This window comes from Halomonas sp. KM-1, from assembly GCF_000246875.1.
In the GTDB taxonomy this organism is placed as follows: Bacteria; Pseudomonadota; Gammaproteobacteria; order Pseudomonadales; family Halomonadaceae; genus Halomonas; species Halomonas aerodenitrificans.
Genome location: NZ_BAEU01000136.1, coordinates 48,263 through 62,969 on the forward strand (window position 1 = coordinate 48,263; position 14,707 = coordinate 62,969).

General features: G+C 60.7%; 12 protein-coding genes. 1 reads left to right on the top strand and 11 read right to left on the bottom strand.

The features are described 5' to 3' along the window. The 11 genes from flhD to B8115_RS16325 form a co-directional block, all read right to left on the bottom strand. Positions 1-327 carry a flagellar transcriptional regulator FlhD gene (gene flhD, locus B8115_RS16275; protein WP_010628893.1) on the bottom strand — a complete coding sequence of 109 codons (327 nt, stop codon included), beginning with the start codon at positions 325-327 and terminating at the stop codon, positions 1-3. A 318-nt stretch (positions 328-645) separates the two neighbouring features. After that, entirely contained in the window at positions 646-936 is a 291-nt protein-coding gene (locus B8115_RS16280; RefSeq protein WP_010628894.1) for an EscU/YscU/HrcU family type III secretion system export apparatus switch protein, read from the bottom strand. Further along, positions 917-2,224 carry a flagellar hook-length control protein FliK gene (locus B8115_RS16285; protein WP_141638632.1) on the bottom strand — a complete coding sequence of 436 codons (1,308 nt, stop codon included), beginning with the start codon at positions 2,222-2,224 and terminating at the stop codon, positions 917-919. The genes B8115_RS16280 and B8115_RS16285 overlap by 20 nt, the downstream gene beginning before the upstream one ends. Continuing rightward, complete coding sequence (locus tag B8115_RS16290) at positions 2,221-2,538, bottom strand: flagellar protein FliT (RefSeq protein WP_010628896.1); 318 nt, start codon at positions 2,536-2,538, stop codon at positions 2,221-2,223. The genes B8115_RS16285 and B8115_RS16290 overlap by 4 nt, the downstream gene beginning before the upstream one ends. Before the next feature lie 66 nt (positions 2,539-2,604). After that, positions 2,605-3,024: a flagellar export chaperone FliS gene (fliS, locus tag B8115_RS16295; protein WP_010628897.1), complete on the bottom strand. Its 420-nt coding sequence runs from the start codon at positions 3,022-3,024 to the stop codon at positions 2,605-2,607. A 70-nt stretch (positions 3,025-3,094) separates the two neighbouring features. Then, on the bottom strand, positions 3,095-4,459 hold the full coding sequence (gene fliD, locus B8115_RS16300) for a flagellar filament capping protein FliD (RefSeq protein WP_010628898.1): 1,365 nt from the start codon (positions 4,457-4,459) through the stop codon (positions 3,095-3,097). 134 nt (positions 4,460-4,593) lie between these two features. Next, positions 4,594-6,285, bottom strand: a complete 1,692-nt coding sequence (locus B8115_RS16305) for an HD domain-containing phosphohydrolase (protein ID WP_010628899.1) — start codon at positions 6,283-6,285, stop codon at positions 4,594-4,596. A gap of 58 nt (positions 6,286-6,343) precedes the next feature. Further along, entirely contained in the window at positions 6,344-10,330 is a 3,987-nt protein-coding gene (locus B8115_RS16310) for an EAL domain-containing protein (protein ID WP_010628900.1), read from the bottom strand. Between the two features lie 68 nt (positions 10,331-10,398). Then, the gene (locus tag B8115_RS16315) at positions 10,399-11,622 is read right to left on the bottom strand and encodes a diguanylate cyclase (protein ID WP_010628901.1); all 1,224 of its coding nucleotides are present in this window, start codon (positions 11,620-11,622) and stop codon (positions 10,399-10,401) included. Between the two features lie 143 nt (positions 11,623-11,765). Continuing rightward, positions 11,766-11,987 (bottom strand): DUF2835 domain-containing protein, encoded by a 222-nt coding sequence (locus tag B8115_RS16320; RefSeq protein ID WP_010628902.1) that lies wholly within the window; start codon positions 11,985-11,987, stop codon positions 11,766-11,768. A gap of 147 nt (positions 11,988-12,134) precedes the next feature. Continuing rightward, positions 12,135-14,081, bottom strand: coding sequence for a methyl-accepting chemotaxis protein (locus tag B8115_RS16325; protein WP_010628903.1), 1,947 nt, complete (start codon positions 14,079-14,081; stop codon positions 12,135-12,137). A 372-nt stretch (positions 14,082-14,453) separates the two neighbouring features. Here B8115_RS16325 and B8115_RS16330 point away from each other — a divergent pair. Continuing rightward, positions 14,454-14,707, top strand: a 254-nt coding sequence (locus B8115_RS16330; protein WP_010628904.1) for a hypothetical protein, incomplete at its 3' end; no start/stop codon positions are given.

Genomic DNA, 14,707 nt, shown 5'->3' on the forward strand with positions numbered 1-14,707 from the left:
TCACACCCCCCGTGACATGGAAGTCGCTCCACGGCCTGCCATGAGCAGCGAGGCGTGGAACTGGGACAATCCATTGTCACGGGGGTTATCGATGACTTGACGCAGCTGCTCGGCACCTTCGAAACCAAAATGGCAGAGCAGCTGATTGGTGCGCGCCAGGCGGGTCAGCTGAATGACACCAAGCGACGAGAGAAGATCTGCGGTTTCACCATCGATCTTCAGGCGAAACATGGCCGCCGCACGGTCGTCGTTGAGCAGTCGCTGAGCCAGGAGCAGATAGGCAAGATTGAGCTCCTGGATTTCATCCAGGTGATTCGTGTTCTTCATTTTTAGGTTCCCTGCACGCGGTTGAATCACGTGTACTTATAGTTTTTTACATTCTGTGTCGGAGCTCAGAGCGCGCAGGCAAAGCAATACCTGACACGCACTGAAATCCTATAAAAGCTTACATCCGCATTGTGACCACTGTTTTGCAACCTGCCAACCACTAGTGCACCAGAGGCTCATTCAGGCATACTACTGAGCCTGCTAAGTCTTAAGGGTTAGATTGTTAACGCCTTGTGCAGCAACACAAAAAAAATCACACGACCCACTTGACAAAGCGATTGGAAAATACATCATGTTACAATTTTTTACATGAACACACTAATCGTTTCTTTGTAAATCCTGAGTGTCGGCGACTTCGTACACCCAAACGAGCAGTTCGGCGATGACCTGATAGAGCATCGGCGGGATGCGCTCATCGAGATCCAGCCCCATCAGCAGCGACACCAGTTCCGGTGCATCGTGGACATAAATTCCCTGCCGCTGAGCTTCGGCCAGAATTCGCTCGGCCATGTCACCGTAGCCCTTGGCCAGCACTCGCGGCGCATCATCGCCGTCACGATAGGCCAGCGCCACCGCCTGACGGCGACGCTCAGGCTTGGGTTTCGTCATAGCCCCCCCTCTCCACAACCGTCTCCCACGGACGAGCATCGATCAATACCGTCTCGACCCCAGCCGCCCTGAGCCGGCGCTCGAGCTCGGGTACTTCGGCCTGCAAGGCAGTCAGCGCAGTATGGTCCCGGCTCGACAGCTGAAGCCGGAGCCGGTGCTCCTGCAACCACAGGGCAACACGAATCTCACCCAACTTGGGCACCGTCAACCGGAGCTCGGAGTGCCAGGCTTGGGATGTGGCGTCCTCTTCACCGCTGTCGGCCTCATCCCCATCGCGCCGGGCACCGGCGGGCATGTGGATCATCAAGGCCAGGAAAATGCCCGACCAGACATCCCCCTCCCAACGCAGGATGGGCGTTACCAGCATCTCGAGCTGATGACGGACCACCCCTTGAAGACTTTCGTGCACAGGTTCGCCGCGAGCCCGCAGCGAGGGATCTACGACTTCACGCGCCGACATCTCCCCACCCTCACGGGACACGGCGGACATCGGAACATCCCTTGCCGCTCCCAGGTGGGCAGATTGCGCTTCACCACCCGGACGCTCGCCGCGCGCTGCAGCGGGATACAACGATTCTGTCGAGATATAGGTTTGCGCTGCCTGCGCCGCCTGCCCCGGAAGCGCCTGGCCCTGCATTGCCTGCCCCGGTATCGGCTGACCCGGGCTCGCCTGGCCAGACCCTGGCGGCATGCCTGTGAATGGCTTTTGCCCGGCCAACGGTGCGGCAGGCGCAGAGCCGGTGGTTCCGAGCGGTGTCGATGCCAGCGTGAAGCGCAGCGTACGCATCATCTGCGGCTCGCGCTCCAGCTGTTGGCGGCTCACATCGCCCCGATACCAGCGCGAGAGGTGCGATTCGTAAAAAAGACCGCTGTCGCGTATGGCTGTCTGCAGCCTGTCGGCCAGCGTGGTGGCGCCCGGCGCCTCGTTCGCCCCCATCAGTGGAGCAGGTGCGCTCAATACCGAAGGTGGGGCGGGAAAGCGCAGCAGAAGATCGGCAATGGTTCGGGCCGAGGGGCTGAAGTGGGTCTGGGTGGAAGCGGGTGGCGATAGCACATCGGCTCGCGGTGTCTGACCTTCGCCACGCTGGGTGGAAGTCGTCGCACCGGGGAGTGGCGCCACGGCAGGCCGTCGCCCGTCCAGCCGCGAGTCGCTATGCAGGGCTCGGGGGCCCTCACCCGGATCGACCGGGCGTACGGGCTCGTTCAGGTCGCGTGGTGGCGCCGTATCGACACGCTTGCCCAACACCTGGTGGAGCAGCGTATCCAGCAGGGGCGTGATGCCACTCACGGCGTCTCCGGATCGAACTTGTCTCTCGCTTCGACGACCGAGGCTGCCTGCTTGCCATAACTACGATGCAGATCACGCTGCCGTCGGCTGGTGCCCATCAGCTGTCCGAGTTCGTTGCGGCGTGCCAGCAGTTGCTCGCGAATGGCCAGGTCGTCGGCCAGAATCGCCTCGAGCAGATCAGCCTTGAGCTGAACCTCCGCCTGGTTAAGCTCGGCCTCCTTGTCAAGCTGCCGGAGCTGGTCCGCCAGCTGCAGGTAGCCCGACTGCCGCTCGATGAGGGCGTCCCACTCACCGGCTCTTGCCAGCTCGAGCATGATAGCAACCTGCTTCCGGAGTCGGGTATAGCCGTCAAGGACAGCACGTGGGGTGGACATTGCCATTTAGCCTTGCGCTCCCGCGCTGCCGATCTCGCGCCAAGCCGATGCGATGTCATCCAGAAGCTTCTCGGCTTGGTCGAGACTTTCTTGATCGTTGTGCAGGTTGGCCGCCAACAGCAGCCTGCCGATGTAATCGTAGAGTGAACCAAGCCGCTCGGCGATCTCGCCCCCCTTCTCGGTGTCCAGCGCGGCCAGGAGGCCGTTGTTGACAATATCCAGCGCCTTGGAGATGGACTTGCCCTTCTCCGCCGTGTTGCCGGCTTGCATATGGATACGCGCCGCGCGAATGGCGCCTAGGGCACCGTCGAACAGCATCACGATCAGTTGGTGGGGCGAGGCCGACATCACGCCGCTTTCCACTCCAACCCGCGCATAGGCACCGGCACCACGGCCGTAAGCGGCGGCTCCTCGCATGACAGTCATGGCGAAACTCTCCTATGGTGGCATGACTTGAATGATTGTGGCGTCAGCCTCGGCACAGCCGAGGGCACCCTTATCTCTTGCGCCCAAGCTGGGCATTCATGATATCGAACTGCTGGAACAGGTAATCGCTGACCTGATTCATGCTGGCGATCATGGCGTCGAGCTGACCGAACTGTACGCGGTAACGCTGTATGGTCTGCTCGATGCTACGTTCCATGCGCTCATGGCGCTCCTTGAGGCCGGTGATGCGTGACTCGAGCCCACGCTTGGCATTGTCAAGCAGCCCACGATCGCGCAACACTTGGTCCAGGGTCTCTCCCAGCTTGCCCGACAACCCGCCCGCCTTGTTCTCACCAGCAAAGAAACTGGCCAGCGCCTGAGGGTTTCCGGCAACCAGGCCGCTCATCTTCTCTTCATCGAGCTTAAGCGTGCCATCGCGCTGCAGGGTGATCCCTAGATCCGACAGCATGCGCAGTTCGCCTTGCTCAACTCCACCACTCAGCACGCCGCGCAGACGCGACTCTACGGTGCGCAGAGCACCATCACCGAGCAGCTCACCAGCCGCACCGGTGTCGGCATTGAAACTGGTAAGTTCGCTGACGGTCTTGCGCAGATCGTTATAAGCCTTGACGAAACCACTGATGCCCTCGCGTATCGCCAGAGTGTTGCGCTCGACTACCACGGTGACACTACCGTCCTCTTTGGTCTTCTCTTCCAGATCCAGCGTCACCCCCTGGATAGCCCCTTCCACCTGGTTGGTCTGGCTGGTGATCTGGATGCCGTTGACGGTGAGCGACGCGTTCTGAGCATGGACCGTGATCTCGGCCCCGGCCCCCAGATGGGCAGCTAACTCGCCGGAAAACTCCGCCGTGACCGCCGACTCGGTGCCGGTCTTGTTGGACGTGATCACCAGGCGATGAGGCTTGTCTTGACCATCATTGACGATAGTCGCCGTGACACCCGACTTGCTGTCGTTGATTGCCTTACGAACATCCTCGAGCGAACTCTTGGCAGGGTCGATGGCGATCTCTTTCGACGTGCCGTTACCAAGCGTCAAGGTGATCTGCCCTGCGCCAAGCTTGGCCGTCCGACTCTCCACACCATTGGCGACGATACTCTGGGCGGTAGCCAGCTTATCGACATTGACCGAGTAGCGCCCCGGCGGCGCATCCGATTTGGCCGCCGCCTTTACGCCGCTGCCGACGACATTGCTCGAGACGTTCTGGAAGAACTTCGGATCGTTAAGCTTGGCGGCTGCTTCCTGCAGCTTGGTCAGCGCGCTCTGCAGCTTGCCATAGGCCGATATCTTGGCCTGATGGTTCTTCTGCTGCAGCTTGATCGGCTCGAGTTTCTTGCGCTCGGCCGCATTGAGCTGATCGAGCAAGCCGTTGAGATCCAGCCCGGAACCAATGCCAAGTGAGCTTATCGTCGTCATGACGCTTCCTTTTCCATGCAGCTATTCTGGCAGGCTTCGCGCCAAGGGTTCCGGTGAAAAGCCCGCGACCTAGGGGTTATTTCGCTATATCGGCAGAAAATGGGCCAACTTTAGTCCTGCTGACGGGAGAATCGTCAGGTCGAAACAGGCACCTCCTCGACCATCTCGCCCAGGCGCGATTCGACATCACCGCGCAACACCTCACCCATGGTCTCAGCGGGCGGAACCGCTTCGTCGGCCAGCTGTACCTGAAAGGGCTTGCCCTGCTGATCGAGGCGCTGGATCCAGCCCAGCGCACCGCCGGAGAAACGCACCAAGGAGCCGATCGGACGCAGCCCGAAGCGCTGCACGTAACGCTTTACCCAGCGCGGGTCGAACTGCTCAGGAGACTTGAGCAGGTGCCGATAGACAGTATCGATACGCCAAGCCGGTCGGTCGGCACGGTTGCGGCGCATGGCATCCACCACATCGACGACCGCACTCATGCGCGCCAACTCGGAAAGTCCTTCACTCATGAGACGCTTAGGGTATCCGCTACCATCCAGTCGCTCGTTGGCGCTGACCACCACGGCGTGCAGCACCTTCTCCGACAGCCATTGGCAGCGCTCCATTCGCTGCATCAGCAGATCGACATGCTGCTTGAGCTGGGTATGCTCATCCGGCCCAAACGAACCGGCCGCAAGCAGGCCGGACGGCAGCAGCCCCTTACCCAAGTCATGAATCATCGCGCTCGCGGCAACGGCCTTGCGCACATCCCGCGGCACCGAACTCGTACCGGCCAGGGCCAGCATATGCACGGCCACTCCCAGTCCGTGACGCACCAATACCGGCTCCTGGCTCAGGCAGCGCGTCGCGAATAGCAGCGCCTCGATATCCTCCTCGGCCAGTTGGAGCAGCATGTCGGCATGCCGGGAGAGCTGTACCGGATCGACGTCGTCGCCCTGCTGCAGTTCCAGCAGTTGCGCATCCAGATAGCCTGCCACCCGCGCCAGGCGTCGCGCCATGGGAGTGGGATAGGTCAACAAGTTACGCCTGCCTACCGCTGGCGAAGCACCGGAAGATTGGCTCTGGAACAGCATCGAGGGCAGTCGCCCTACGTCGGATTCGTCGCTATAGCGTGATGATTCGCGCTCGATCTCACGCACGAAGAACCATAGCTTGCGCTCCTGTTCGGCACTGCAAGCGTGGAACTGAAACCCCACTCTCAAGGTCTGGCGGTCACTGTCCGCCACCTGATGGCGCGGGGCAGCCTGCACCATGAAGCGGCTACCATTGGGAAAGCACAGCTCGACCTCCACCAGAGCCGCTTCGGCCAGCAGAGCGGCAGCCGAAGAGGGCAGCTCCAGTTGACACCCCTGCTGCGAGAGATCCTTGAGGTCCCCCTGGACCGTAGCATCGCTCACTCCTTCACTGGCACGCAGGATGGCTCCCACTTCCATACCCAGCCGCAGCCGGGCACGGTAGGCCTCACGCCGCTGCAGCTCTTCCAGGTAGTGAGGATAATCGCACTGACATTGCACCCGTCCTTGCAGGACCTCTACCTGCAGAGCCTTGAGTGCAGGCGTACGAATCATCTTCCCGTGTACCTGGCCCAACAGGCGAAACCCGATACCCCGCTTCAGTTCCCCCACGATCTCACGCACCGCCGTGATGTCGATAAGCATCGATGCTGGTGGCGTCTGCTCCATGACCACGACCGGCATGGGGGCACTGCCTGGCTTGTCGAGCAGCAGTGAGGCACCGCCAGGCTGAATCATTTGATCCAGCAACACCTCGATCTCGCTCGGACTCCCCACCCGAATGAATTCATCCCCTTGCTGCCCCATCCTCGCCTCTCCACCCTTGGGTCACTGATATTTTTTGTCTTACGATTGTCGTTTCCGTCTACGAAAACCTGCTGGCCGGTAGTGCATCGCCCTCGCTAGTGACGGTCGGCTGTCCCAGGTAAGCACGCAACTTTTGCAGCGGCATGGGGCGGGCGAAGAAGAAGCCTTGGAACACATCGCAGCCATGCGCCGCCAGGAAGTCACGCTGCTCGGCATCTTCGATGCCTTCCGCCACCACGGCAAGCCCCAGATGGTGCGCCATGGAGATGATGCCCTGGACGATCGCGCCATCATGACGGCTGGTGGCGATATCGCGTACGAAACTGCGGTCGATCTTGATCTTGCCGATCGGCAACTGTTTGAGATAGCTCAGGCTGGAGAAACCCGTGCCGAAGTCGTCGATGGAAACCTCGACGCCCATATCACGTAGGCGATGCAGCGTTTCGACGGCAGCGGCCGAGTCGGCCATCAGGATACCCTCGGTCAGCTCCAGCTCGAGATATTCCGGCGCAAGCCCGGTCTCGAGTAACGCCTGCTGCAGGTTGGACAAAAAATTTGGCCGCCGGAACTGCAGCGGCGAGAGGTTGACCGAAACGCGATACTGGCCGTAACCCTCGGCCGCCAGCCGACACATGTCCCGACAGGCCTGACGCAATACCCATTCACTGATAGGACCGATCTGACCGGTATCCTCGGCTAAGGGGATGAACAGGCCGGGAGAGAGATAACCCTTGACGGGGTGCTTCCAGCGCACCAGCGCCTCGACTCCGACCACATCGCCGCTATGGGCATCGAGCAGGGGCTGGTAATGGAGTTCGAAGTTCTCCGCCTCGATCGCCTCCTGCAGATCGTTGCGCAATGCCATCCGCGCGCTGACCTCATCGTTGATATCGCTGGTGAAGCACTCCCAGGCGTTTCGCCCCTTCTGCTTGGCCCGATACATGGCCATATCGGCCTGCTGGATGAGCTCGACCGGATTCTCCAGCTCATCCTGCAAAAAGGCGATACCGACACTGGCACCGATGTAAAGCTCATGCTCGGCAACCCGGAACGGGCGTCGAATACATGTGAGCAATCGCTCCACCAGACGAATGGCACTCTCCTCACGAGCAAGCTCAGGCAGCAGAATGACGAATTCGTCACCCCCGAAGCGGGCCAGCGTATCGCCGGGATCCAGCTCGTCCGCCAGGCGCTGGGCAACCTGAATCAGCACCTGATCGCCCACTTCGTGACCGAGGCTGTCATTGATCGGCTTGAAATCGTCCAAGTCGACGAACAGCACCGCCAGGATGCGGCCATGGCGCTTGGCCAGCTGAACGTCATGCAGAAGGTGGTCTTCGAACAGAGAGCGATTGGCCAACCCCGTCAGCGCATCGTGGCTGGTATGGAAGGAGAGCTTCGCCTCATAGGACTTACGCTCGGAGATGTCATGCTGAATACCGACGAAATGCGTTACCGTGCCTTCTCCGTCTCGCACCGGGGCCAAGTAGAGATTGTTCCAGAAAGGCGTACCATCCTTACGGTAATTGCACAGCGTGACGTTGATCTCGCGCCGCTCGGCCAGCGCCTTGCCCATCGATGCCACCGCTTCCGGATCCGTCTCACTGCCCTGAAGGAAGCTGCAGCTTCGCCCCAGCACCTCGTCGCGTCCATAGCCGGTGATGCGCTCGAACGCCTCGTTGACGTAAATGACCGGCTTTCCCTCTGCCCTGGCATCAGCAATGACGATGCCGTTGATACTGGCCTCGACACTGCGCTGGAGAATACGCAGCTCCGTCTCTCGCCGATGCTGCTCGGTCATGTCCTTGGCAATACCGTAAAAGCCGATCACGCTACCATTGACGACGATGGGCAAATTGGTCACATCTAGATAGACGGCCCGCGCCTCGCGATGGTAAATGGTGGCGGAATAGCGGAAGGCCTCGCCCGGGTCCGCATTGCGGAACAAGGCTTGGATACGCGAACGATCCTCGGGCAACACCAACACCGAATAATGGGAGCCGATGAGCTGCTCCATGGCGTAGCCCGTGATCTTGCTGCACGCAGCATTGACCGACGTAAAGTGTCCTGCCAGATCGAGCGAGAACACCGCATCGGGGTGATAGGTGAACAGCGAGCGGTAGCGCTGCTCGTTCTCCCTCAGCGCCTCACGGTTGCGTTCACGCTCCACCGCCAGGGATACCAACTCGGCGGCCTCGACCACGCGGCGCCGGTCGCTTTTCCTGGGCTCGCCCGGCTCGCGATAATAGATGGCAAAGGTACCCAACACCTCCGAATTGCTGGCCCTCACGGGATATGACCAGCACGCCTTGAGACCGTGCTCGGCGGCAAGGGCATGAAACCCTCGCCAGTTGGGATCATGAGCGATATCGGCACATACTACGAAATCACGGATATACGCCGCCCGACCGCAGGCACCGTTCTTCGGTCCTATCGCGGTACCAGTGACCGCGTCGCAGTATGCTTGAGGCAAGCTGATACTGTAGATTCGATCCAGATGAAGACGCGTCTCGTCGCACAGCATGATCGATACGATGCCACCAGGCACCTGCGCCTCGACAATGCGGCAAATGGCTCCGAGCGTTTCTTCCAACGGCTGATCGCGGGCAATCAAGGTTTGCACGCGCTGTTGAGCCCGCAGGTGCCGCTGAGTACGCGCCAGGGCCAGTGAACGGCGGCGGCTCAGATCGGCCATGGCCAGGCTGAATGCTAGCAGGTAGCTCAACACGAGCCCCGCCACCCCTACGCCCAAGGGGATTGCCTCGCCCAGACTGGACATCGCGAAGGGACCATCGCCCTGAACCTTGACGCTCAAGGTGACTCCCCCGGGCAGTATCAAAAAGCCCTGCTGAAGCTCGGTCGCCACTTCGCCCGAGACTCGATTGGCCACCATCAGGCTTCCCTGGCGTCGAACGGAGAGTGCAAGCGGCGTAGCAAGCGAATGGATTTCCTGTTCCAACAGCCGGCGCAGGTCAAGAACGGCCATCAGCCGCCCCTCGGCAAGCTGACTCAGCGGTACTGACACCACAGCCAGCTCAGGACGAGCGGCATCGGGCAAGACCCAGCGTGGATACTCCCCGCCGACTGCCAACCAGTCGAGCAACCAGTCATGCTGCTCCAGCCAGTTGAGTAACTGGAACGACACTTCTCTTTCCCGCCCCCACTGAAACCGCTCGCTCTCACCATCCTGCCAGTAGAGCGATAGCAGGCTAGGCAGGTCACGGAAATAGGTATCGGCTTCGACCTGCCGAAACGAGGGCGGCGGCAATCCTCCGAACTCAGCCCAGCGAGCTGCCATGCGTTGCAGCTCACGCTGATGCCTGTCCACCACGCGCTCTGCACTGACCTTGAAGTTATTGAACAACTCGGCTGCGTGCTGCTGTCTGGCATCGTACTGCTGCCAGGTGAGCGCGTACCAGGCGAGGCCGCTCGACAGGACCCCACCGGCCAATGCCATGACCACACTACGAATCAGCACAGGAGAGACGGTAGGGTTGCGGGCCATCAGCACCATGGCGGTGCCCGTCAGCAAGGCAGGCAAGGCAGTAAATGGCGTGGCAAAGGCGGCGCCCCAAGGGCTAGGTATAAGCAAATCGGGTCTTAACCCAGCGACGATGCTAAGCCCACCGACCAGCACGATCCCCACGCCACCGAGCCACCAGGAGAGACGACCTCGCGCAGAGCCGATACCTGCCATGAGACAGATCGAAGCGATCAGTACTGCAATGCTGGTTGCAGGAGAAAGTGATATGTACTGCGGCAGCACCGCGACTCCCCCCGGCGGTAGCCAGGTCAGCGCGGGAGCGAACAGGCCGAACGGAAGTAACAGTGCTCCACAGCACTGTGCCATCTTGGTTCGACCCAGCAGCGTTGCCAGCAGACCGGCGCCCACCAGCAGCATGATGGGCAAACTGACCCAAGCCGGCTGCCACTCCACTGGAAGCTGCCAGCTCGCCAGGCCATTGATGCCTCCCATGACCAGCAGCAGAAGCGGCACGAGTAGCAGCCAGGTATGCAACGCTACCTGCTGTGAATTGTTGGGCATCAGGACCCCGCTAGACGACTCTCTATGAAATCGAATATCGGCAGGTGGTCGAAAGACTTGAGGGGGCGTCACTCTCCAATCAAAGGATCGTTAGCCCCCATGACCTGGTTGCGCCCCTCCCGTTTGGCCCGGTACAGCGCCTCATCGGCACGTTTCAGCGCTTGCTGGGGCGGCTCGTCCTGCAGCAGCCAGGTCACACCGATGCTGGTGGTTACCGCTATGATCTTGCCGTCGTGGTCGGTGAATTCGCTCTTCTCCACGGCATAGCGAATGCGCTCGGCAACTTCCATCGCTCTAGCTTCACCGCTGCCCACCAGAATGATGACGAACTCCTCGCCACCATAGCGAGCAACACAATCGTGCCGACGCGTCTGCCTCACCAATAGGTCCGCGAACTGACACAGCACCCTATCGCCCGCCGAGTGCCCGTAGCTGTCGTTGATACGCTTGAAGTGGTCGAGGTCCAGCATCAACAACGAACAGGGCACGTTACCGAAACTCCCCTGCCCCTCGGTTGCGCGCTGCCAGGTCTGCACTTTGCTCAGATGCACCTCGAGCGCCCCCCGGTTGAAGAGACCGGTCAGCGGGTCGTGGGTCGCCTGGCGATAGAGCCGTAACAGCAGGCTGAGCTGGAAATGGTTGGCCGCCAGGGACACTACCAACAGGGTCGCCAGTAACCAGAGGCTCTCTACCCCTTGTCCGCTCAGCCAACTGCCATCGGTCAGTTGCGCAAAGGCCAGTAGCCCCAGCATGGCGAGGCCGGCCCCCAAGGATTCCAACAGCGTGAAGGGAAACACGCTGAGTGCCGCTACCAGCAGGAAAGGAATGAAGCCATAGCCAACCAGGTTTACCAACTGCTCCTGCGGTAGGATGACCAACACCAGCAAGTAGAAGGCCGCCGGGAGCGCCAGTAGCATGCCAGCGCTGAAACGAATGCGCCGGATTCGCTCGCGGCTGAGATAGGCCAGCGCCAGCACCCCCACCAGTCCCAGCATCAGCATGACCCGTCCCAGCAACGTATAACGCAGAAGTTCGACCGGTAGTACCAAAGTGTCCACCACGATCCACAGTGGCGAAAGCAGCGCAAAGATGAGCCCTAGCGCCAGCACTCGGCTGCGCAGGTAGCGGGCATGAGCGAAGGCAAAGTCCCGTGTATGGTGGCGACTGCTCAGGGTATCGCGAAGAGCGCTCAGACCGACGAACAGCTCGTGGCCTACCTCGGGCGGTTCGGCCAGGGCGTCCAGGCCACGATTTTGGTACTCGCGGGGTTCCCGCGATTTGCTGGTAAACATGATAGGGTCCTTGTACACGGCCACCCGAAGCTGGCCGATTGGCACGGACCAGGTTATATCAGAGCTCTTACAACCTAACGAGATGCCGAAGTTTGACATTCGACAAACAGAGCGAAGATTAAACGCTATTTCGATTGGAGCGGCTATCTCAGGCGGACAATCGCGCGAAAGCGACCTTCTGAGGAGAACGAGAGCCGAAAGGTGCCGTGTACACCGTCACGCGTCACCACGCGCCGCAGCGCTTCAGCGGGAAACACCACCCGGCGGCCATCGAGGCTATAGGCCAGCACCTGCCCTACCCGACCCTCATAGTGAGCCAGGCAAGCCTCGGCGGACAGGTCGATGACGACATCGATACTAGGCATGGGGAAAGGGCACCCGGCAGATCGGAACGCCACCAATAGTAACCGATTCCCGTCACCCGGAGCGCCATCACGGCGAGGCCGTTGAGCTTGCATGATGATGAGACTGGCCACCGCCGTGCAGTATAAGCTAAGCGGTGGCCATTCGTATCACGCCAACTGGGATAACGTCTTACCCTCATCGACCTTGAAGCGCTGTACCAGCCTCGCCAGCTCCCGTGCCTGATCGCTCAGGGAGTGGCTAGCGGCGGTGGCCTCTTCCACCAGCGAAGCGTTCTGCTGTGTTACTTCGTCTAGCTGGCTAACCGCCATGTTGATCTGCTCGATGCCAGACGACTGCTCGGTAGCAGCGGTAGCAATCTCGCTGATGAAGCTCGAGACCCGCTGCACCCCCTCAGCAATACTCGCCAGCTGCTGACTTGCCATACCCACCAGACGCTCGCCCTCATCGACGCTTGCAACACTGGAATCGACCAGCTCGCGGATCTTGCTGGCCTCGGCCGAGCAGCGGCCCGCCAAGTTGCGTACCTCAGTGGCGACCACGGCAAAACCACGGCCGTGTTCGCCAGCCCGCGCCGCTTCCACAGAGGCGTTGAGCGCCAGTAGATTGGTCTGGAAAGCGATGCCGTCGATGGCCTCGACGATGCTCTCGACCCGCTTGTTGGCCTGCTTGATGCTACCCATGGATTGAGCCGCCTGCTGCCCCACACCACTGGCATTGCGCGCCTGCTCATCGAGATCGACAGTCAGCTCACGCGCCTGAGCGGAGGACTCGGCCGTCTGGCGAACGGTGGCGGTCATCTGCTCTAGGCTCGATGCCGTCTCGACCAGCGAAGAGGATTGCTCCTCGGTACGGCTGGCCAGGTCCTCGTTGCCCTGAGCGATCTCGCTGCTCGCCACGCTGACCGATTCGGCAGTCCGCCGAATGTCGCTCATCATCGCCTGCAGTTTCTGCTGCATTTCATGCATATGTGCCAGCAGGCTGGTGGTGTCACCGGGCTTAACCGGCACTCGCATGGTCAGGTCGCCCTGCACTACGCGCCGAACCACATCGGCAGCCCGCCGAGGATCGCCCCCCAGGGTCTTCACCACCGAACGCACCACGCCCAGGCTCACCAGCACGGCGATCGAAACGATCAGCGCGGTGATACCCACCAGAATCCAGAACAACCGGGACACCTCGGCCAAGGCCTCGCGCTCGGGCACCTCCACCACCAGCCCCCAATTGAGCAGCGGCAGGAAGGTATAACTGCCGATCACCGGAGTACCGGCGGCGTCTGCGTAGCGGCCCACCCCGTGCTCACCGGCACCGATGGCCACCGCCGCCTGGGTAGCCAGCTCGCGGCTTTCACCCGCCAGCGCCGCCACCGGGGTCACCGGCATGCCATCGCCACCCAGCAGATAAGTGTCGGAGCTTCCGCCGAGCGACATCTCAGCCATACGCTCGAACAAGACGTCGAGCCGCACCGCACCGCGCACCACCCCTACCACCTCGCCGTTATCGCCAAACACGGGCGCCACCACGTTGCTCACCTGATTGCCGGTGGCACGCGACACCAGCGGCTGGGAGAACACCGGCTGGCCCTGAATCGCCTCGCGGAACCAGGCGCGGTCTGCCACCTGGAACTCGGCGGCTTCCTCCGCAGACATCACAGCGGCACGCCCTTCGAAACTCACCCCCGCTACTCCCACGCCGTCGGCGCCAACGAAGAAGATCGTATCGTAGTAGCCGCTCTGTTCGGCAAGGCGCGTCAGCAGGTGCTGGAGAGGTTCGACCTCTACTTGGCGTACGGGGTCGAGCCCCGCCACGAAGGCGATCTCATCCTGGCGGGCACCGAGCCACTGGGTGAAGGCACCGGCCATCATTTCGCCGGTACCCTGCAGTTGATTGACGGTAGCTTGTGTGAAGGACTGACGGTACTGGGCGTAAACCAGGCCAGCCACCAACATCACCGAGATGAGCACCAAGGAGACAATCATCAAGGTCAAGCGGGTACTGAAGCCCAGTCGCTCCGGGCGTGGCGTCGGCTCATGCGATTTTTCCGCCGACCACAAAGGCTCGGCATCATGGATGTTGGTCAGCGTTATGGAATTCATCCCTTGCTCTCCTGCCAGGCAACCTTTGGCGAACAGAACGCTCAGTGAAGGCTGTCGTTATCGTTGTGCTAGCACATAGGCAGGCCGGGCCTGCCTATAGACCTTATCGGCCTGGGAAGAACGGAATTGAGGAAAAGAGAGCAAAAAATTGACAAATGTCAAATTTCTTAATCAGAAATTACCGATTCATACGGACTCGGGCCAGTCTAGGATGTCACCCAGCCGGTAGGCTCGGCGGTGTCCGAGCCTCTTCAATAGGGTTCGCTAAAGTTACTCACAATCTCGCCGATAACCACTGCCGACGCGCTGATTTCCATACCGATATCAGCTCATTTTGAATCAAATGGATACAGTGATTTAAAAGGAGAGGTAATGAGTTCACCGGAAAACACCAAAACCGAGGACACCACTACTGATACGCATCACGGTCTCTTCACCTTGGCCAACGCGTTCCGTGTAGCCGCCGTGCTAAGCACCGTCGTCGGCCTCTACCTGTTTTTTCAGGCTATTCAATTTGCCAATATCGTCGGTGCGGCTGCCTATGAGGCGGGGCTTTTCCAACTTGGCATTGCGGTCATCGTATCGCTCTTTCTACTGCTGGGTGAAAAGATTTGCCGCTATTTAGA

Bases quoted from the DNA above. Each gene is read 5' to 3' on its own strand.
- flhD (WP_010628893.1), bottom strand. From the start codon at position 327: ATGAAGAACACGAATCACCTGGATGAAATCCAGGAGCTCAATCTTGCC.
- B8115_RS16280 (WP_010628894.1), bottom strand. From the start codon at position 936: ATGACGAAACCCAAGCCTGAGCGTCGCCGTCAGGCGGTGGCGCTGGCC.
- B8115_RS16290 (WP_010628896.1), bottom strand. From the start codon at position 2,538: ATGCTCGAGCTGGCAAGAGCCGGTGAGTGGGACGCCCTCATCGAGCGG.
- fliS (WP_010628897.1), bottom strand. From the start codon at position 3,024: ATGACTGTCATGCGAGGAGCCGCCGCTTACGGCCGTGGTGCCGGTGCC.
- fliD (WP_010628898.1), bottom strand. From the start codon at position 4,459: ATGACGACGATAAGCTCACTTGGCATTGGTTCCGGGCTGGATCTCAAC.
- B8115_RS16305 (WP_010628899.1), bottom strand. From the start codon at position 6,285: ATGGGGCAGCAAGGGGATGAATTCATTCGGGTGGGGAGTCCGAGCGAG.
- B8115_RS16310 (WP_010628900.1), bottom strand. From the start codon at position 10,330: ATGCCCAACAATTCACAGCAGGTAGCGTTGCATACCTGGCTGCTACTC.
- B8115_RS16315 (WP_010628901.1), bottom strand. From the start codon at position 11,622: ATGTTTACCAGCAAATCGCGGGAACCCCGCGAGTACCAAAATCGTGGC.
- B8115_RS16320 (WP_010628902.1), bottom strand. From the start codon at position 11,987: ATGCCTAGTATCGATGTCGTCATCGACCTGTCCGCCGAGGCTTGCCTG.
- B8115_RS16325 (WP_010628903.1), bottom strand. From the start codon at position 14,081: ATGAATTCCATAACGCTGACCAACATCCATGATGCCGAGCCTTTGTGG.